The following is a 17233-nucleotide window of genomic DNA, read 5'->3' on the forward strand; positions in this document are numbered from 1 at the left end:
AGCGCGTCTGCTCAGGCCGCCGGCGTCGCGCCCTGCTGCATGCGGTGGAAGCGCAGCACCTGCTGCGCGGTCGACGAGCGCAGGGCCTCGTAGGTATCGCGCAGCGCCAGCATGTCGGTCCGCGCGCCGCCCGAGAGCTTTTCGCGCATGGCGATGATTGCGCGTACGCTCGGCCACGACATGCCCGCGACCTTGGCGAGGATCATCACGCCCTCGGTGCGGCTCTCGATCATCATGTTCTCGGCGGTTTCGACCGCGACGCCCGCGAGCGCCGCGAGCCCCGCATTGGTCTCGTCGAACTTGCCCTGTTCTGCGAAGGCGGTGACCTGGAGCTCGGTGAGACGGCCGTCGTCGTAGAGTGACCTCACCAGCGCGCGCGCCATCTCGGTCTGCCTGGTCATGGCCGCGGCGCGGACCCGCTGGGCCGCATCCTGAACCGCGCTCGACACCTCGTCCGCCAGCTCCGGATGCGCGGCCTCGAGCTTCCTGCGCACGCTCAGGGACGCCTTCGCAACCAGCTTCAGATAGTGATGGCGCGGCAGGTCGGGCCGCAGGCCGATGCAGGCGGCGAGGTCGTCGTCGCGCTCGGCGCGGGTGACGAGGTCGGCGAGACTTCCCTCGGAGAGCTGCGCGCCGGGATTGCTGACGGTCGATTGCACGACCTCCTCGTTGCCGCGCGTCACCAGCACGTCGGTCAGTGCTTCCGACAGCACCCGCCGCAGCGAAATCGCCTTCAGATGCGCCTGGCCCCGTGTGCGTGCGATCTCGATCAGGGTCGCCTCGTCCAGCCGCTCCGATTTCGACAGCACCGGTCCTGCGACCTCGATGACCTCGTCGAGCGCGAGCGTGCGGATGATCTTCGGCGGCGCCGCCGCGATCGGTGCGAGACGGTCGGCGAGCAGCGCCTTGGCCGAGGTCTCGATCTGCTCGACCAGGCACTGGAACACGTCGTCGAAGACGCGGATGTGGTCGTCGGAGTAATCCACTGCATTGCCGACGAAGAGATCGGTGACGCGGCGCAGCGTCTCGACCCGGCGCGCAACGGTGCCGTGCGAGAGCGCAGCCTGCAATTCATCGAGCAGATTCTCGGATGGTTTGGCGGATCTGGATCTCATTGCCCTGTCCTGGAGCGTTCGGTCCGGCGGCGGCTTCTCGCGCGCCGGAGAAAATGGGTTGGTCAGCTCGTCACAATGCGGTTGCGCCCTTGCGCCTTGGCGGAATAGAGCGCGCTGTCGGCGCGCGCGAGAATCGTGTCGGCAGTATCAACGTCGCGCAATGTCACGACGCCGGCTGAAATCGTCACGCGCATGCCGGGGGAGAATGCGCTCCAGTCGAGATCGGCGACGATGCTGCGCAAGCGATCGAGCATGCGCGTGGCCGCCTCGCCGTCGGTGTCCGGCAGCAACAGCAGGAATTCCTCGCCGCCGTAGCGGCCGAAGCAGTCGGTCGGGCGGATATTGGCGAAAATGGTGATCGCGAAGGTGCGCAGCACCTCGTCGCCGACGGGATGACCGTGGGCGTCGTTGATGCGCTTGAACCAGTCGAGATCGATCAGCGCGATCGCGCAGGGGGTCGATGCCCGCCGCGACTTTTCCATCTCGACGTCGAGCAGCCGCATGATGCAGCGGCGGTTGTAGGAGCCGGTCAGCTCGTCGAGCTCGGCCAGTTCCTCGATGCGCTGATAGGCCGCCTTCAGCTCGATGCTGCGCCGGTACAGGATCTTGCGCAGCGTGGCGCCGAACAGGCCGAGAAAGGCGCACTGGCCGATCACCAGCACGAAGCACAGCATCGAGGCGGTCCGCTGCAGCCGCGTGGCAACGGGCATTCCGATCGGCAGGTCGGAGGCGAGGAAGACGGCGGCGAGACCGCTCGTCGCGAGCGTCCAGGTCAGCATCGCCTGGGCCGAGGTCATGCGCAGCGTGCCAAAGGCGAAGATCAGGAAGAGCACGCTGATGAAGGCGACGCCGACGGTCGGGACCGACAGCAGGAATACGAATTGCAGCGCCATGTGCGCCGAGATCTGGAAGACGGTGAGATAGTGGTCGGTGAACCTGTCACCGACGCCGGCTTCCGACAGCACGGTGAACGTGCCGATGATCAGGAGGCCGCCGAACCAGAACAGCGAGGCAACGTCGATCGAGATCGCACCGTCATAGGCGTAGAGCAGCAGGACCGAGGCGCCGAGCGAGTAGCTCACCACCTGGCCGATATACATCTGGCGGCGCTGCCGGACCCGGCGCTCCAGGACTTGGGACGCCAGGACTTGGGGCGCCAGGACTTGGGGCGCCAGGACTTGGGGCGCCAGGACTTGGGGCGCCGCTGCCTCCGGCGTGAGGACGAGATCCGCGACCTCAGCGGCATTCCTCTCCGGAAAGGACGTCGCGGCCGTGTTCATGGTCCCGCCAATTGGTGGATGTCAGGCCAAAAATCTACGTGGCAAGCCTTTAGGTTTGGTATCCTTTGAAATCGAATCCGAACCGTGCAGTGCAGAACAGGGGATGTCGGCTGACGGCCGGAAATTTGCCCGTGATTAGGCATCGTTCACGATGCGATCGAGCCAAAGCAGGGCTTCGTGAGACATATGTCGTGCAGGACTGCTATGGAACCGAACTTGGTCGGCCCGCCGTGCCCGGGCAGGCGTCCCGCAGGGAAAATTGCAGTATTATGTTACCGATTTGGATCGAAACGGCCAACCCGCACGGGCGGGGCAGGAAAAATCCGCGTATGTGTGGTAGATCACACAGGCCCCCGTATGACTGCGGTAAGTTGAACAATTTTGCACCTCCCGTCGAACCGTCCCCTGCATCGACCCGACCAACCTTGCGAGACGGCCTTTGAGCGTGACACAGGCGGCTTCGGACGAGGTCCTCATCGCCAGGATCGCTCAGGGTGACCGGCTTGCCATGCAGGTGCTGTACGGGCGGCACCATGTCAGGGTTTACAGGTTCGGGCTCAGGCTCGTGCGGGACGAGCAGGCGGCGGAAGACCTCATCAGCGAGGTGTTTCTGGACGTCTGGCGTCAGGCCGGCAAGTTCGAGGGCCGATCCGCAGTCTCCACCTGGCTGCTGGCAATCACCCGATTCAAGGCCCTCTCTGCGCTCCGGCGCAGGAAGGACTTTGAGTTGGACGAAGACGCCGCGAACGCGATCGAGGATACGTCCGACGATCCGGAAACGGTGGTGCAGAAGAAGGATACCAGTGAAGCGTTGCGGGAGTGTCTGACGGGCCTCTCGCCGGAACACCGGGAAATCGTCGATCTCGTCTACTACCACGAGAAGTCCGTGGAAGAGGTGGCCGAAATCGTAGGCATTCCGGAGAACACCGTGAAGACGCGCCTCTTCTATGCGCGCAAGAAACTGGCCGAACTGCTGAAGGCAGCCGGCGTTGAGCGAGGCTGGCCATGATGGCTTTGAGCAAGAAGATGCTGGAGCAAGAGCCCAGTGAGATTGAACTGCTGCTGCCCTGGCACGCCGCCGGCACGCTGAACGCGCGCGACGCCCGCCGCGTCGAGGAGGCGCTGGCGCGTGATCCCGAGCTCGCGAAGCAATATGCCGCGATCCGCGGCGAGTACGAAGAGACCATTCACCTGAACGAGAGCCTGGGGGCTCCGTCGGCGCGCGCGATGCAGAAGCTGTTCGCCGCGATCGACAGCGAGCCCGTGCGTGCAACCGGTGCGCTGCCGCTGTCGGCGCGCATCTCGACCTTCTTCGCGAGCCTGTCGCCGCGCACGCTGGCCTGGTCGGCGAGCCTCGGCGCCGTCGCTCTCCTGCTCCAGGCCGGCATCATCGGCGCGGTGCTGATGAAGACCCAGACCGCGACCTTCCAGACCGCCTCGCTTTCCACCGGCGCGCCGATCACACGGGAACTCGGAGCTGCGGCTGCCCCGGCGCGCGCGCTGGTCCGCTTCATGCCCGAGGCGCGCGTCGCCGACATCACTGCGCTGCTCGACAGCTACCAGGCGTCGATCATCGGCGATGCCAAGGGCGGCATGTTCCGCCTCCAGTTCGACAAGGCGATGAGCCAGGACGAACTCGCCTCGCTGCTCGGCCGGATGCAGCGCGAGAAGTTCGTCAACCTCGCCGTTGCGGCGCCGTAAGGCGCCGCTCAACCCATGACGCGCAAGTCCGAGAGCAAGCTGCGAGCCGGAGCCTATGCTTCGTCGGTCGGTGCTGCGCTGCTGCTCGCCGCCTGTCTCGGCGTCGAGGTTGCCCAGGCGCAGGCGATCATGCGCACGCCCACGATCAGCGTCCCCTCGCGCACGCCGACCATCTCTCCGAACGTCGCTGCGCGGGCGGTGAACATTGACCGCGGCCCGCGTACGATGACGACCGCGCGGATCCCTTCGGCCCGGATGGGGCCGGCGCCGGTGCTGCCTTATGCGCGCTACTCGCCGAACCTCTACCCGTCCTGCACCGCACCCTACCGCGACGCCGCCGGCGAATGCCTGGCGCAGCCAGATGCGGGCGGTGACGGCGCCGGCAAGTCCGGCAAGAAGAGCGCGGGCAAGGGGCGCGGCAGCAACGCTCCCGTCGCGCTGAACCAGCGCATCTTCGCAGGCGAATTCGTCGCCGAGATCGACGGCGCGCTGTCGGTTGCCGACGCCGACGCGCTCGCGCGTCGCCATGGGCTGACGCGCGTCGCATCCGAGAATTTCCCGCTGATCGGGGCGACGTTCGGCCTGTTCCGTATCACCGATGGCCGTCCCGCGGAGACGGTGCGGCGTGAGTTCGCCGCCGACGGCAGCGTGCGCTCGGTCCAGCCGAACTTCCGCTACGTGCTCCAGGACCAGAAATCCTCCGTGCCGACCGAGGGCGACCCCGCGCAATACGTGCTGGCAAAGCTCCGCCTGCCGCAGGCGCACACGCTGGCGCACGGTGCCAATGTGACGGTCGCCGTGATCGACTCCGGCATCGACGTCAAGCATCCCGAGCTTGCCAATTCCATCGCCGACAATTTCGACGCGCTCGGCAGCGCCGAGGGCCCGCATGTTCACGGCACCGGCATCGCCGGCGCCATCGTGGCGCATGACCGGCTGATGGGCAGCGCGCCCGAGGCGCGCATCATCGCGATCCGCGCCTTTGGTGGCACCACGGGCGGCGCCGAGAGCTCGTCCTACGTCATCCTGCGCTCGCTCAACTACGCCGCCGAGCATGGCGCTCAGATCGTCAATATGAGCTTTGCCGGACCGAAGGATGCGGTGATCGAGCGCGCCATCGCGGCCACCGCCGCGCGCGGCCTCGTGCTGATCGCGGCGGCCGGCAATGCGGGGGCGAAATCGCCGCCGCTCTATCCCGCCGCCAATCCCAATGTGATTGCGGTCAGCGCGACCGACCAGCAGGACAAGTTGTTCACCGCCTCCAACCGCGGCAATCACATCGCGCTGGCAGCGCCCGGCGTCGACATCTTCCTGCCGGCGCCCGAGGGCAAATATCAGATGACGTCGGGAACCTCGTTCTCGGCGGCCTATGTCTCCGGCGTCGCGGCGTTGCTGCTCGAGCGCAACTACGCGCTGAAGCCGGAGGCGCTGCGCATGACGCTTGCGAAGACCGCGCGCGATCTCGGCTCACCCGGCCGTGATGATCTGTTCGGCGACGGCGAGGCCGATGCATTTGCCGCGGTGATGGCCGTTCCCGCCGACAGCGCGACGCCGGTGGCGGCTGCGTCCGGTACAACAAAACGTGAAGATGGGCAGCCACGTCGCGACCAGCCCGGCATCCGGGCGATCGAGCAGCCCTCGCTGTCGAGCGCGGATGATAAATCCACGATTTCTCAGGCGGATAGGCCGGCGACGCGATAGTCGCTGCGGCAACTTTGCGCGCGAGCGGAAAGTTAAATAATCGAACGCCGCATTGAACGTTCAGCCGGCTGCCACGACCAAATTATGTGGGAGCGGTCATCCCTCCCCATCAGTCATATCAGGCGCGAGCGCCCATCCACCCCAAGCGCCCATATGGCTCGACCCGTCCGGTTGTCCCCCCGGACGGGTCTTTTCTTTTTGGGCATCCGATTCCTTGAAGCAATGCTTGAGATCAGCTTGCGGTTGAGCTAGCGCGGCGGCGCTCATCGCGAGCGTCCTTCGGGGGCACCGCAAGTCCGTCATGCTTGTGCGAAGCTTGACTCGGAAATGCCTGAAAACTCCGCACGACTACGGTGTTTCACGACGCGCGCCGTGTCGTTGCTGGACAAGTCAAAACTTTTCCACAAAATATTCATGTCGCGTCTAGATTGATTCGTGTGCGTTGCGTCCCCGCGTCCGTATTTTTCTCCTCACGGGCTGGTTCATGACACATCGCCAAAGCGCGGCTGGTAGCCGCGAGCTTGCAGCACGTTGGTGCGCTCTCGCCGAACAACGGCTGGAACATCTCTCCGAAATGTTCGAGACGGGACGCTGGCGCCGCTATCACTCCGAACTCGCATTCCTCGAAAACATCCAGGAAGCCAAGCGCGCGGTCCAGACCTGGCGCGCCATCGCCACCGGTGGCGACGTCGCCGAGGCGGCCGCGAGCGTCGCCTCCGCATTCGGCTGGTCGCCGGCGACGATGCCTCGGGTGTTTCCGCGCGAGCAGGCGCAGACCGTGCAGCCCAAGATGATGCAGCCAAAGGCCGTGCACATCGCGCCCGAAACCGCCGTGCCGGTCGCGCTCGACCCCACGCCGAACGTGCTCGCCGAAGTGACCGAAGTCCCGCTCGCGCCGGCGGCCCCGACCGCACCGCTTGCGACGCCTGCTGCGGTGGCATTGTTCACGGCGCCTGCTGCCGTCGCACCGCTCAAGGCACCCGCTGCGCGGGCGCCGCTCGGCGCACCTGCCGTCAGGCCTCCGGTCGCCGCGCCCTCTGCAATGGCCCCGTCCACCGCGCCTGCTGTGAGGCCACCAGTGACCACGCCCGCCGCGATGGCAACGCTGCTGCCGCAGTTCGCCCCGCCGGCCGCCGAAATCGTCGCAGCCCCCGAGCGCGTCGTCGAATTCACCCTCAGCCTGGACGGCCTCGAGGCGAAATACCCGCTGCTGCGGAACGCATTCTAGCGGATCGCTCGAGAGCAGCCGCGTCTTCTCCAGCCCCGTCATCCTGAGGTGCGAGACACGCGGCGCAACGCGCCACGCGGCGAGCCTCGAAGGATGCATGGCCCTTCCAACCGTAGGCCTAGCGCCGCACCGCATTCCCGCCGATCACCACCTGCGCAAAGCGCTGTGCGCCGTCGGCTGACAGGTCCGCCGTCACCGCGCGTGCGTGATCGAGCCCGACCACCGCGCCGCGTGGGGTCTCCGAGATCATGTTGTTGTTGACGAGCGCGGTGCCGGCACCCGGCACCACGGAGACGCCGATGCCGGCCAGCGCCTTGCGGATCACATTGCCCGTGATCGCGACGTCGCGCAGGTATTTGCCCCAGCCCGCGACGATGCCATAGGACGGCGCGTTCTCGATCACGTTGCCGGTCACTGATGTGTCCGCCTCGATGTAGATGCCGACGCCGGCATCGTCGTCAGGCGCGGTGCCGATCGGCCGCTTCGGGATCAGATTGCGAATGATGTTGCCCTGGACCACCGCGATGCGGCCGCCTTCGTTGAAATTGCAGACGGAGACGCCGACGGCGGCGCCGTCCACCGTATTGTTGGCGATCACGGCGGCCTCGAACGCAAACTCCGAATAGAGCGCGACCTCGCGCACGTCGCTGACGCTGTTGCCTGATATGTGGATGTTGGAGGCGGAGTTGCCGCGCACCGCGGAGTAGTCGCAATTCCTGATGCGGTTGCCGCGCACGATCACGTTGCCGGCGCGGAAGGCGTTGATGGCATTGCCGTACTGGCCGGAGCCGCCGGGGCCCGCCTTGATGTCCTCGATGCGGTTGTCGGCAACCAGCGTACCGTCGTCGCCGATCGCGCTGCGCAGGATCTCGATGCCGTTGTCGTTGGTGCCGATGATGGTGTTGCGGGCGACGCTGAGCCCCCGGGCGTCGAACGAGACCACCGCCGTCACCGCGGTCTTGGTGAAGATGTTGCCGGAGATGTCGCCGGAGACCTGTTCGAGCCAGATGCCGCTGCCGCCGGAGCCGGTGATCTCGCAATCGGTGATGCGGACGTCGCGCCCGCCGAGGACGTGGATCAGTCCGCGCCGCGTCGGCAGCGGGATGCCGCAGCCGTCGAAGGTGATGCCGGAAAGGCCGATCGCATCGGAGCCGTCGCTCTGGATCGCCGACGGTCCGCCGGTGAAGACGAATTTCGTGGCGCCGCGCACGCCGATCAGTTGTGCGCCGTTCGGCAGCCGCAATAGCCCGCTGCGGTAGATGCCGGGCGGCAAGGCGAGCGGCATCTGCGCCCGTGCAGCCTCGTCGATGGCGCGCTGGAGCGCGCGGGTCTGGTCCTCGTTGCTGCCGGGGCGCACGCCATATTGGGTCGCATCGCGGCCAAGCAGCGACGTCAGCGGCGCCGCGCGCGCGGCATCGGCCGGCATGGCCAGCGCGCCGGCGATGCCCGCAGTGGAAGCTCCGATGAGATGACGGCGATTGAGGTCCATGGATGCGTCCTCCGGCGGACGCGGGGGTCCGCAGCGGTTAGGTAGCGCAGGGCGGACTGGGGCGTGAGGATTGTTCGCGGTAGGGTTAAATGTTTACCGCAAAGACGGTGCCGCAGGGTGGGTTAGCCTTGCGGCTGCGCGAAGCGCAGTCCGCCAGGCGTAACCCACCATGTCACCGCGCGTGTGGAACCCGTTGAAGCAGAAGAGGTGGATTACGCTTCGCTAATCCACCCTACGAAACGCGTGTTTTCCTTGCCAGCTGCACCATCTCCATCAGCATCGCTTCCCCCGCATCCACCAGCTCCTCCAGCGTGATCCGCGGCGCGCCTTTCCGTCGCACGGCGCCGCTGCGCGCGAGCAGCGGAATATGGATGAACGCCGCCAGCTGCGGCCCGCCGTTCCTCACGTTCTCGATCGCGCGCCAGCTTAGGTAATTGCAGAGATAGGCGCCGGCATCGCGCGAGGAGCGGGCGTCGATGCCGGTGAGGCGTGCGGCGCGCAGCAGCCTTGCGGTGTGCGGGCCGAACAGCATCGCATCCGCATGGCCGGCGATGCCGCGCTTGCTCGAGCGGGTGTTGGCGGCATCGGGCCAGAGCATGGTGACCGCGTTGCGCGCGCGGGTCTCGACGCGCAGGTAAGGCGTGCGCGCGGCGAGGCCGAACATCAGAACCGCGTCGGGCTTTTGCGCAGCGAGCACCTCAGGCAATTGCCGGTCGACCGCGGCATAGGTCACGGGGAAAATGTGGGTCGCAAGTTCGACGTCGTCGAGTGCCGGTCGGCGCAGCCGTGCCAGCCGCGCGACCAGTGGCTGCGTCGGGTTATAGGGCGCGCCGGGGAACGGTCCGAAGCCGGTGAGGAGAACGCGGAGCTTTTGGCTCATTGCAGCAACTCCAGAATCTGCTCGGCGGCGAGTGCCGGCGTGAGATGGCCGTCTGCGACTTCGGCCTCGATCTTCCTGACCTTGGTCCGCACCGATGCCTCGCTGCGCAGCCGCGCCAGCATCCGCTGCTCCAGCATTGACCACATCCACTTTACCTGCTGCTCGCGCCGCCGTGCGGCGAAGTCGCCGGAGGCGTTCATCGCCTTGCGGTGATCCAAAACCTTCTGCCAGATCTTTGCGATGCCGTCGCCGGTCAGCGCCGAATAGGTCTCGACCGGCGGATGCCAATGCTCGGATCGCGGCGCCAAGATATGCAGCGCGCCGCGATAGTCGGCCGCGGTGATGTTGGCGCGCTTGAGATTGTCGCCGTCGGCCTTGTTGATCGCGATCATGTCGGCGAGCTCGACCAGGCCCTTCTTGATGCCCTGCAATTCGTCGCCGCCGCCCGGCAGCATCAGCGCGAGGAAGAAATCGGTCATGTCGCACACCGCGGTCTCGGACTGGCCAATGCCGACGGTCTCCACCAGCACGACGCCGAAGCCGGCCGCCTCGCACAGCAGCATCGCCTCGCGCGTTTTCGCGGCGACGCCGCCGAGCGTGCCCGAGGACGGCGAGGGACGGATGAACGCGTCATCCGCGGCCGACAGGCGCGCCATCCGCGTCTTGTCACCGAGGATCGAGCCGCCGCTGCGCGCCGAGGACGGATCGACCGCGAGCACCGCGACCTTGTGGCCCTGTTCGATCAGATACGTCCCGAGCGCGTCGATGGTGGTGGACTTGCCGACCCCGGGCGAGCCGGTGATGCCGACGCGAAACGCCTTGCCGGTGTCGGGCAGCAGCATCTGCACCAGCTCCCGCGCCAGCGCCTGGTGGTCGCCGCGCCGGCTCTCCACCAGCGTGATGGCCCGGGCGAGGGCCGCGCGACTGCCGGAGCGGAGGTCGCGGGCGAGGGATGCGATGTTCAGCGGGGCCTTCTTCTCGGTCATGCCCTGCTTTACAACGCCAGGGCGGGGCAGGCGAGGGCCGCCCGCCCGCTATCACCGGGATGTTGCCGCCGCCGTCTGCACCGGTTTCACCTTGCGCCAGACCCACACCATGACAGGCCAGAGCAGCGCGCCGATCGCCATGGCGGCGAGGATGGCGGCAACGGGGCGTTCGAAGAACGGCAAAATGCTGCCGTCGGACTTGATCAGCGAGGTGACAAAGGCCTGCTCGACCATGGTGCCCATGACGATGCCGAGCACCATCGCGGCCACGGGATAGCCGTTCGCCTCCATGACATAGCCGATCACGCCGAAGGCGGCGACGGTGACGACGCCGAACATGTTGTTGCCGATCGCGAACGAGCCGACCGCGCAGCACAGCATGATGATCGGCATGATGGCCGAGCGCGGCGCCAGCAGGATGTAGGCGGCGATTCGGATCATGGCGATGCCGAGCGGGATCATCAGGATGTTCGCGATGATGAACATCAGGTAGATCGCGTACATGCTCGACGCTTTCTCGGTGAACAGCGTCGGGCCGGGATTGAGGCCCTTCATGTAGAGCACGCCGATCGCGATCGCGGCGATAGTGTCGCCGGGGATGCCGAACAGCAGTGACGGCACCCAGCCCGAGGCGATGCTGGCATTGTTGCTGGCGCCGGCCTCGACCAGGCCCTCGACATGGCCGGTGCCGAATTTCTCCGGCTCCTTGGAGAAGCGTTTTGACATCGCGTAGGAGACCCAGGCGGCCATGTCGGCGCCTGCGCCCGGCAGCACGCCGATGATGATGCCGACGATGTTCCCGCGCGTCATCTGCCAATGGTATTTCTTGGTCAGCTTCCACTGGCCGGCCATGATGCTTCCGAATTTGCGCCGCGGCAGCGGCGGTGGCTCGGGCGTCAGCATCGCGCGCATCACCTGCGCCACCGCGAACACGCCGACCAGCGCCGGGATCGGCTCGATGCCGCCGAACAGGTCGGTGATGCCGAAGGTGAAGCGCGGCACGCCGCCGGGATTTTCGATGCCGATGCAGGAGACGAGCAGGCCGAGGAACATGCCCGCGATCGCCTTCACCGGCGAGGAGCGCGCCACCAAAGTGGCGCACATCAGGCCGAGCAGCGCCAGCCAGAAATATTCGAAGGTCGAGAACGACAGCGCGACCTCGGCGAGCGGCGGCGCCAGGATCATCAGCGACAGCACGCCGGCGATGCCGCCGACCGCGGAGAACCAGACGCCGGCGCCGAGCGCCAGCTCGGCCTGACCCTTGCGCGTCATGGCATAGGCCTCGTCCGCATAGGCAGCTGACGCCGGCGTTCCCGGAATGCGCAGCAGCGCGCCGGGAATGTCGCCGGAGAAGATCGCCATCGAGGACGCCGCGACGATGGTCGCGATCGCCGCGATCGGCGACAGATAGAAGGTGACGGGGACGAGCAGGGCGGTCGCCATCGTCGCCGACAGGCCCGGCAGCGAGCCGATGACGAGGCCGTACACGGAGGCTGCGAACATCGCGATGATGACCTCCCAGGTGGAGATCAGCGCGAACGCTTCAATCAGGGTTTTCAGCATGAATCACCAGGGCGTCGGCAGCAGGCCGGCAGGAAGCGGCACGCGCAGCAGCTTGCCGAAGATGAGGTGGATGGCGAACGGCGAGAGCGCCGTGAGCGGCAGTGCCAGTTTCCACTTCGCCCCTAGCGCGGTCGAGGTGACGTAGACCATGATCGCCGCGGTGACGATGAAGCCGAGCCGGTCGGCGGCGGCAACGTAGAACAGCAGCAGCGCCGGTGGCAGCAGCGCGCGCAGGCCGTAGAGCCTGCCCTGCGGCGGCGGGCTTGCTGCCTGGCCGTCCTCCAGCGGGATCAGCTCTTCGTCCTCTTCGAAGGAGTGCCCGATCCCGAACATGATCGCGAGACCGCACAGCGCGAGCCCCGTGCCGATCACGAGCGGAAACACGTTGGGGCCGACCGGCTGCCCCGGCACCGGCGGCAGGATGTAGCCGCCATAGGCGGCGGCCGCGCCGAGCACGACGAGAAACGATCCCGTGACCGAGTCGGGAAGACGCATGACGAGAATCCTATGCGAGGTATTCTCCCTCTCCCCGCGCGCGGGGAGAGGGTCGGGGTGAGGGGGGCTCTGCGCGAAGACGGTGATAGTTGCATTCGCGGAGACGCCCCCTCACCCGGATCGCATCTGCGATGCGATCCGACCTCTCCCCGCAAGCGGGGAGAGGTGAAGAAGAGTGCGGATCAACCACGTCAGTCAAAGTCATCTCACGCGAGAACTGCGAAACGTCACGCCTTGCTCAGGCCCGCGGCCTTCATTGCTTCGCCCATCTGGGCATCGCCCTTGTCCATGAAGCCGGCAAAGTGGCCGGCATCGCCCCACACCGTGCCGAAGCCGCGATTGCCCATGAAGTCCTTGAACTCGGCGGAGTCGTAGACCTTCTTCAGCGCGGCAGTAAGCTTGGTTGCGATCTCCGGGGGCAGGTTCTTCGGCGCGCCGATGCCGCGCCAGGCGCCGGTCGCGTAGTCGATGCCCATCGCCTCCTTCAGCGTCGGCACGTCCTTGAAGATCGGGTTGCGCGCCGGCGCCATGATGGCGAGGCTCCTGGCCTTGCCGGCCTCGATGATGGCCCGCGCCTCCGGCACCGAGCACGTCGTGAGGTCGAGGCCGCCGGCGGCGAGATCCTGCATCGCCGGCGCTGCGCCGTTCGACGGCACCCAGGCAACCTGGTTGGCGGGCAGGCCCATCGCCTGCATCCAGCCGACCAGCGCCAGATGCCAGATGCCGCCCTGGCCGGTGCCGGAGGCCTTGAACTTGCCCGGCGGTGCCGCCTTGATCGCTTCGGCGAGCTCCTTCACCGTCTTGTAGGGCGAGGACGAGGAGACCTGGATGCCGGGCGGGTCTTCATTCATCAGAGCGAGGGGCGTGTAGCTCTTCGGGGTCAGCTCGGTGAGGCCCTGCCAGTGCATCATCGAGATTTCGACCGTGAGCATGCCGATGGTGTAGCCGTCGGGCTGGGCGGTCGCGATCGCGCTGTGGCCGACCACCCCGGAGCCGCCGGTGCGGTTCACCACGTTGAAGGGCTGGCCGAGGTCCTTTTCCAGCAGCGCTGCGACAATGCGCGCAGTCGCATCGGTGCCGCCGCCGGCGCCCCAGGGCACGATGACGGTGACGGGCCGCGCCGGATAGGCCTGTGCGCGTGCGGGTGTGAGACCGAATGCGGCGGATGCTGCAACCGCTGCGGATGAAGCCGTAAAAGCGCGGCGCGTAATCTTGGACATGAATGCCTCCCAGCGACGCCCGTGACACCGGGCGTTCTTGTCAATGGTGGCATTCTAGTCGGCTTTGCAGCGCGGCTGCAAGGTAGCGCTACCAAGGCTTTGTGAGCAATGTGTCGCTGCTCAAATGATGATCATTGCGGCTCTTCCGCATCGCCCTTCGGCCGTGCGCCGCCGAAGATGCGCGCGCCCTCCGCGGTGAGGTAAGGCTTCAGCGTCTCCCACGGCACGAACGCGACATATTCGCCCTCGGCGTAGGGGCCGACCGCATAGGGCGGATAATGGAAGGTGAGACCGGAGCTCTTGCCCGCCTCGGTCGAGGGGGTAAGCGTCACCGCGCCGATCTTGAGCAGGCTCGGTGCCAGCTCCTTGAACCAATCATCGGTCGCGGTCTCGCCGGTGTCGCGCTTCTTCTTCTCGGCTTTGAGCGAGACGATCACGGCTTTCACCATCGCCTTCATGGTGGGGCCGCCATCGGCGGTCTCGGTGAAGAACGGCCGGATCGAGATGCGCTTGCCCTCCGCCTTGTCCCACAGGATCGTGTTCACGTCCGAATTGGGATGGGCGCCATTGGTGTTCACGTAGTCGTTGCGCAGGATGCTGACATAGCGGTCGGCGACGACGGAGCGTATCGAATATTTGCGCTCGAAATCCCAGCCGCGGCCCCTGAAGAACTGCGGGTCCTGCTTGCGGGCGGCGGCGGCTTCGGCTGCATTCTTGTCGAGCCACTTCCTGCCGTCAGCCAGGCAATCCGCCGCCAGTGCCGCATCGGCCTTGATCCTGTCGTCGAGGAAGATCCGGGCGTCGATGTTCTTGTTCTTGATGACGGCGTCGGGCGGGTCGCCGGCGAAGGCGGGGGTTACGCACATGGCGCTGAGCGCCACGGCGACGCTCAAACCGATCATGAACTTCAAGGATGGTGCTCCTTACGTGAGCGTCAGAATATTTCGAGAATGTCGTCCGCGATCTGCTGAGCGGAATGAGGGGAGGCGGAGCGCCGGACAGTCGCCTGCGCCTGCAAGCCGGTCGCATCCTCGATGATCTGCTCGACGTCGATCAGGTTGAGCAGCGAGAAAGGGGCGTCCGGTTCGACCTCGACCAGGACATCGATGTCGCTGGTCGGGCGATAGTCCTCGCCGGCCCGCGAGCCGAGGATGGCAAGTTTCGACACGCCCTTCGCTTTGATGGCATCCGCGTTCCTGCGTATCGCAGCGATGATTTCGTCACGCGTCATGGACACAATCCGGCCGGTTGCACGGCCAGCGTACCATCTACTCCGCCGCCTCGCTATGCCCGAGCCGGGCATTCAGCTTGCGGATCAGCTCCTCCGCCGCATCCGCAATCACCGTGCCGGGCGGGAAGATCGCTTCCGCGCCGGCGGCATAGAGCGCATCGTAATCCTGCGGCGGCACCACGCCGCCGACGATGATCATGATGTCGTCGCGGCCCTGCTTCTTCAGCGCGGCCTTCAATTCCGGCACGGCGGTGAGATGGGCGGCGGCGAGCGAGGAGACACCGAGGATGTGCACGTCGTTCTCCACGGCCTGCCGCGCCGCCTCGTCGGCGGTCGCAAACAGCGGTCCGATGTCGACGTCGAAGCCGATATCGGCGAACGCAGAGGCGATCACCTTCTGGCCGCGGTCGTGGCCATCCTGGCCGATCTTGGCGACCAGGATGCGCGGGCGGCGGCCTTCCGCCTCCTCGAAGGCGTCGATCAGCGCCTGAACCTTCTCGACCCGGTTACCCATGCTGGACGCCTCCCGCTTGTAGACGCCGGTGATGGACTTGATCTCGGCGCGGTGCCGGCCGAACACCTTCTCCATCGCGTCCGAAATTTCGCCGACGGTCGCCTTCGCGCGCGCCGCGTCGATCGCGAGCGCGAGCAGATTGCCGTTGCCTTCGCCGGCCGAGCGCGTCAGCGCGGCGAGTGCGGCGTCGACGTCCTTCTGGTTGCGCTCGGCCTTCAGCCGCGTCAGCTTGTCGATCTGGAGCCGGCGAACGTTGGTGTTGTCGACCTTGAGAATATCGATCGGGGCTTCATCGGTCGGCTTGTACTTGTTGACGCCGATCACCGCCTGCTTGCCGGCGTCGATGCGGGCCTGCGTCTTGGCGGAAGCCTCCTCGATGCGCAGCTTGGGCACGCCGGCCTCGATGGCTTTCGCCATGCCGCCGAGCTCCTCGACCTCCTGGATATGGCTCCACGCCTTGGCGGCGAGATCGCGCGTCAGCCGCTCGACATAATACGAGCCGCCCCAGGGGTCGATGATGCGGGTGGTGCCGCTCTCCTGCTGCAGGAACAGCTGGGTGTTGCGGGCGATGCGGGCCGAGAAATCGGTCGGCAGCGCCAGCGCCTCGTCCAGCGCATTGGTGTGCAGCGACTGGGTGTGGCCTTGTGTCGCCGCCATCGCCTCCACCGTCGTGCGCATCACGTTGTTGAAGACGTCCTGCGCGGTCAGCGACCAGCCGGAGGTCTGGCAATGCGTGCGCAGAGACAGCGAGCGCGGGTCTTTCGGGTTGAACGGCTTCAGCAGCTTCGCCCACAACAGGCGCGCGGCGCGCATCTTGGCGACTTCCATGAAGAAGTTCATGCCGATCGCCCAGAAGAACGACAGGCGCGGCGCGAAGCGGTCGACATCGAGGCCCGCGGCAAGCCCCGCGCGCAGATATTCGACACCGTCGGCGAGCGTATAGGCGAGCTCGAGGTCCTGCGTCGCGCCGGCCTCCTGCATGTGGTAGCCGGAGATCGAGATCGAATTGTATTTCGGCATCTTCGTGGAGGTGTAGGCGAAGATGTCCGAGATGATCCGCATCGAGGGCGCAGGCGGGTAGATATAAGTGTTGCGCACCATGAACTCTTTCAGAATGTCGTTCTGAATGGTGCCCGACAGCTTCTCCGGCGCCACGCCCTGTTCGCCTGCGGCGGCGACGTAGAGCGCGAGGATCGGCAGCACCGCGCCGTTCATGGTCATGGACACGCTCATCTGGTCGAGCGGAATCCCCGCAAACAGCGTGCGCATGTCGTAGATGGAATCGATGGCCACGCCGGCCATGCCGACGTCGCCGCCGACGCGCGGATGGTCGCTGTCATAGCCGCGATGGGTGGCGAGGTCGAAGGCGACCGAGAGGCCCTTCTGCCCCGCGGCGAGGTTGCGGCGGTAGAACGCGTTGGAATCCTCCGCCGTGGAGAAGCCGGCATATTGCCGGACCGTCCAGGGCTGGTTGACATACATGGTCGGGTAGGGCCCGCGCAGATACGGTGCGATGCCCGGATAGGTCTCGAGGAAATCGAGCCCGGCGAGATCAGCCTCGCCATAGGCGGGCTTCACCAGAATGCCCTCCGGCGTCAGCCATGGCTCGGCGCTGCCGGCCGGGGCTGCGGTGGCGATGCGCTCGAAGGCGACGTCGGCGAAATTGGGAATGCGGGTCATTGCCTGGAGTCCTCAAACCTGCGGCTTCGTTCGATCAGTCTTCGAAGCTTCTTTTCGGCCAAGCGCGTTGGGTTGGTGAAGAAATGCTCGATGGACCACACGATCACCCAGACCAGAAATTCCGCCAAGACACCGAGCATCATCCAATCC

The 17233-nt window shown here is 66.3% G+C and carries 15 protein-coding genes; 4 read left to right on the top strand and 11 right to left on the bottom strand.

Going from position 1 to position 17233, the window contains the following annotated elements:
- Positions 1 to 11 precede the first annotated feature (11 nt).
- Positions 12 to 1115, bottom strand: a complete 1104-nt coding sequence (locus tag AC1RUR_RS05065) for a DUF2336 domain-containing protein (protein ID WP_492841956.1) — start codon at positions 1113 to 1115, stop codon at positions 12 to 14.
- 62 nt (positions 1116 to 1177) lie between these two features.
- A complete protein-coding gene (locus AC1RUR_RS05070) occupies positions 1178 to 2395 on the bottom strand; it encodes a GGDEF domain-containing protein (protein WP_492841958.1) in 1218 nt (405 codons plus the stop codon).
- A gap of 439 nt (positions 2396 to 2834) precedes the next feature.
- Between AC1RUR_RS05070 and AC1RUR_RS05075 the strand changes: the two genes are divergently transcribed.
- The 4 genes from AC1RUR_RS05075 (at position 2835) to AC1RUR_RS05090 (ending at position 7025) form a co-directional block, all read left to right on the top strand.
- Complete coding sequence (locus AC1RUR_RS05075) at positions 2835 to 3404, top strand: sigma-70 family RNA polymerase sigma factor (protein WP_157328961.1); 570 nt, start codon at positions 2835 to 2837, stop codon at positions 3402 to 3404.
- A complete protein-coding gene (locus tag AC1RUR_RS05080; RefSeq protein ID WP_492841960.1) occupies positions 3401 to 4096 on the top strand; it encodes a hypothetical protein in 696 nt (231 codons plus the stop codon). The genes AC1RUR_RS05075 and AC1RUR_RS05080 overlap by 4 nt, the downstream gene beginning before the upstream one ends.
- Before the next feature lie 15 nt (positions 4097 to 4111).
- Complete coding sequence (locus tag AC1RUR_RS05085; protein WP_492841962.1) at positions 4112 to 5797, top strand: S8 family serine peptidase; 1686 nt, start codon at positions 4112 to 4114, stop codon at positions 5795 to 5797.
- A 484-nt stretch (positions 5798 to 6281) separates the two neighbouring features.
- Entirely contained in the window at positions 6282 to 7025 is a 744-nt protein-coding gene (locus AC1RUR_RS05090) for a TIGR03809 family protein (protein ID WP_492841964.1), read from the top strand.
- A gap of 118 nt (positions 7026 to 7143) precedes the next feature.
- Here the strand turns inward: AC1RUR_RS05090 and AC1RUR_RS05095 are convergent, their stop codons facing one another.
- From AC1RUR_RS05095 to scpA, 9 genes are all read right to left on the bottom strand, one after another.
- Positions 7144 to 8514, bottom strand: a complete 1371-nt coding sequence (locus AC1RUR_RS05095; RefSeq protein ID WP_492841966.1) for a TIGR03808 family TAT-translocated repetitive protein — start codon at positions 8512 to 8514, stop codon at positions 7144 to 7146.
- Positions 8515 to 8746: 232 nt separating this feature from the next.
- Complete coding sequence (locus AC1RUR_RS05100; protein WP_492841968.1) at positions 8747 to 9394, bottom strand: pyroglutamyl-peptidase I; 648 nt, start codon at positions 9392 to 9394, stop codon at positions 8747 to 8749.
- The gene (gene meaB, locus AC1RUR_RS05105) at positions 9391 to 10380 is read right to left on the bottom strand and encodes a methylmalonyl Co-A mutase-associated GTPase MeaB (RefSeq protein ID WP_492841970.1); all 990 of its coding nucleotides are present in this window, start codon (positions 10378 to 10380) and stop codon (positions 9391 to 9393) included. Before meaB ends, AC1RUR_RS05100 begins: the two co-directional genes overlap by 4 nt.
- Positions 10381 to 10431: 51 nt before the next feature.
- Complete coding sequence (locus tag AC1RUR_RS05110; RefSeq protein ID WP_492841972.1) at positions 10432 to 11943, bottom strand: tripartite tricarboxylate transporter permease; 1512 nt, start codon at positions 11941 to 11943, stop codon at positions 10432 to 10434.
- A gap of 3 nt (positions 11944 to 11946) precedes the next feature.
- Positions 11947 to 12438 carry a tripartite tricarboxylate transporter TctB family protein gene (locus tag AC1RUR_RS05115; protein WP_492841974.1) on the bottom strand — a complete coding sequence of 164 codons (492 nt, stop codon included), beginning with the start codon at positions 12436 to 12438 and terminating at the stop codon, positions 11947 to 11949.
- Positions 12439 to 12665: 227 nt separating this feature from the next.
- A complete protein-coding gene (locus AC1RUR_RS05120; RefSeq protein WP_492841976.1) occupies positions 12666 to 13658 on the bottom strand; it encodes a tripartite tricarboxylate transporter substrate binding protein in 993 nt (330 codons plus the stop codon).
- Between the two features lie 131 nt (positions 13659 to 13789).
- Positions 13790 to 14560, bottom strand: coding sequence for an RsiV family protein (locus AC1RUR_RS05125; RefSeq protein ID WP_492842396.1), 771 nt, complete (start codon positions 14558 to 14560; stop codon positions 13790 to 13792).
- Between the two features lie 32 nt (positions 14561 to 14592).
- Entirely contained in the window at positions 14593 to 14889 is a 297-nt protein-coding gene (locus tag AC1RUR_RS05130) for a nucleotidyltransferase family protein (RefSeq protein ID WP_492841978.1), read from the bottom strand.
- 37 nt (positions 14890 to 14926) lie between these two features.
- Positions 14927 to 17083 carry a methylmalonyl-CoA mutase gene (scpA, locus tag AC1RUR_RS05135; RefSeq protein WP_492841980.1) on the bottom strand — a complete coding sequence of 719 codons (2157 nt, stop codon included), beginning with the start codon at positions 17081 to 17083 and terminating at the stop codon, positions 14927 to 14929.
- Between the last annotated feature and the right edge of the window lie 150 nt (positions 17084 to 17233).

This window comes from Bradyrhizobium sp. GW821-FHT12B03 (assembly GCF_058807535.1).

Excerpts from the sequence above, each read along its gene's own strand:
- AC1RUR_RS05065 (WP_492841956.1), bottom strand. The coding sequence starts at position 1,115 with ATGAGATCCAGATCCGCCAAACCATCCGAGAATCTGCTCGATGAATTG.
- AC1RUR_RS05070 (WP_492841958.1), bottom strand. The coding sequence starts at position 2,395 with ATGAACACGGCCGCGACGTCCTTTCCGGAGAGGAATGCCGCTGAGGTC.
- AC1RUR_RS05080 (WP_492841960.1), top strand. The coding sequence starts at position 3,401 with ATGATGGCTTTGAGCAAGAAGATGCTGGAGCAAGAGCCCAGTGAGATT.
- AC1RUR_RS05085 (WP_492841962.1), top strand. The coding sequence starts at position 4,112 with ATGACGCGCAAGTCCGAGAGCAAGCTGCGAGCCGGAGCCTATGCTTCG.
- AC1RUR_RS05090 (WP_492841964.1), top strand. The coding sequence starts at position 6,282 with ATGACACATCGCCAAAGCGCGGCTGGTAGCCGCGAGCTTGCAGCACGT.
- AC1RUR_RS05095 (WP_492841966.1), bottom strand. The coding sequence starts at position 8,514 with ATGGACCTCAATCGCCGTCATCTCATCGGAGCTTCCACTGCGGGCATC.
- AC1RUR_RS05100 (WP_492841968.1), bottom strand. The coding sequence starts at position 9,394 with ATGAGCCAAAAGCTCCGCGTTCTCCTCACCGGCTTCGGACCGTTCCCC.
- meaB (WP_492841970.1), bottom strand. The coding sequence starts at position 10,380 with ATGACCGAGAAGAAGGCCCCGCTGAACATCGCATCCCTCGCCCGCGAC.
- AC1RUR_RS05110 (WP_492841972.1), bottom strand. The coding sequence starts at position 11,943 with ATGCTGAAAACCCTGATTGAAGCGTTCGCGCTGATCTCCACCTGGGAG.
- AC1RUR_RS05115 (WP_492841974.1), bottom strand. The coding sequence starts at position 12,438 with ATGCGTCTTCCCGACTCGGTCACGGGATCGTTTCTCGTCGTGCTCGGC.
- AC1RUR_RS05120 (WP_492841976.1), bottom strand. The coding sequence starts at position 13,658 with ATGTCCAAGATTACGCGCCGCGCTTTTACGGCTTCATCCGCAGCGGTT.
- AC1RUR_RS05125 (WP_492842396.1), bottom strand. The coding sequence starts at position 14,560 with ATGATCGGTTTGAGCGTCGCCGTGGCGCTCAGCGCCATGTGCGTAACC.
- AC1RUR_RS05130 (WP_492841978.1), bottom strand. The coding sequence starts at position 14,889 with ATGACGCGTGACGAAATCATCGCTGCGATACGCAGGAACGCGGATGCC.
- scpA (WP_492841980.1), bottom strand. The coding sequence starts at position 17,083 with ATGACCCGCATTCCCAATTTCGCCGACGTCGCCTTCGAGCGCATCGCC.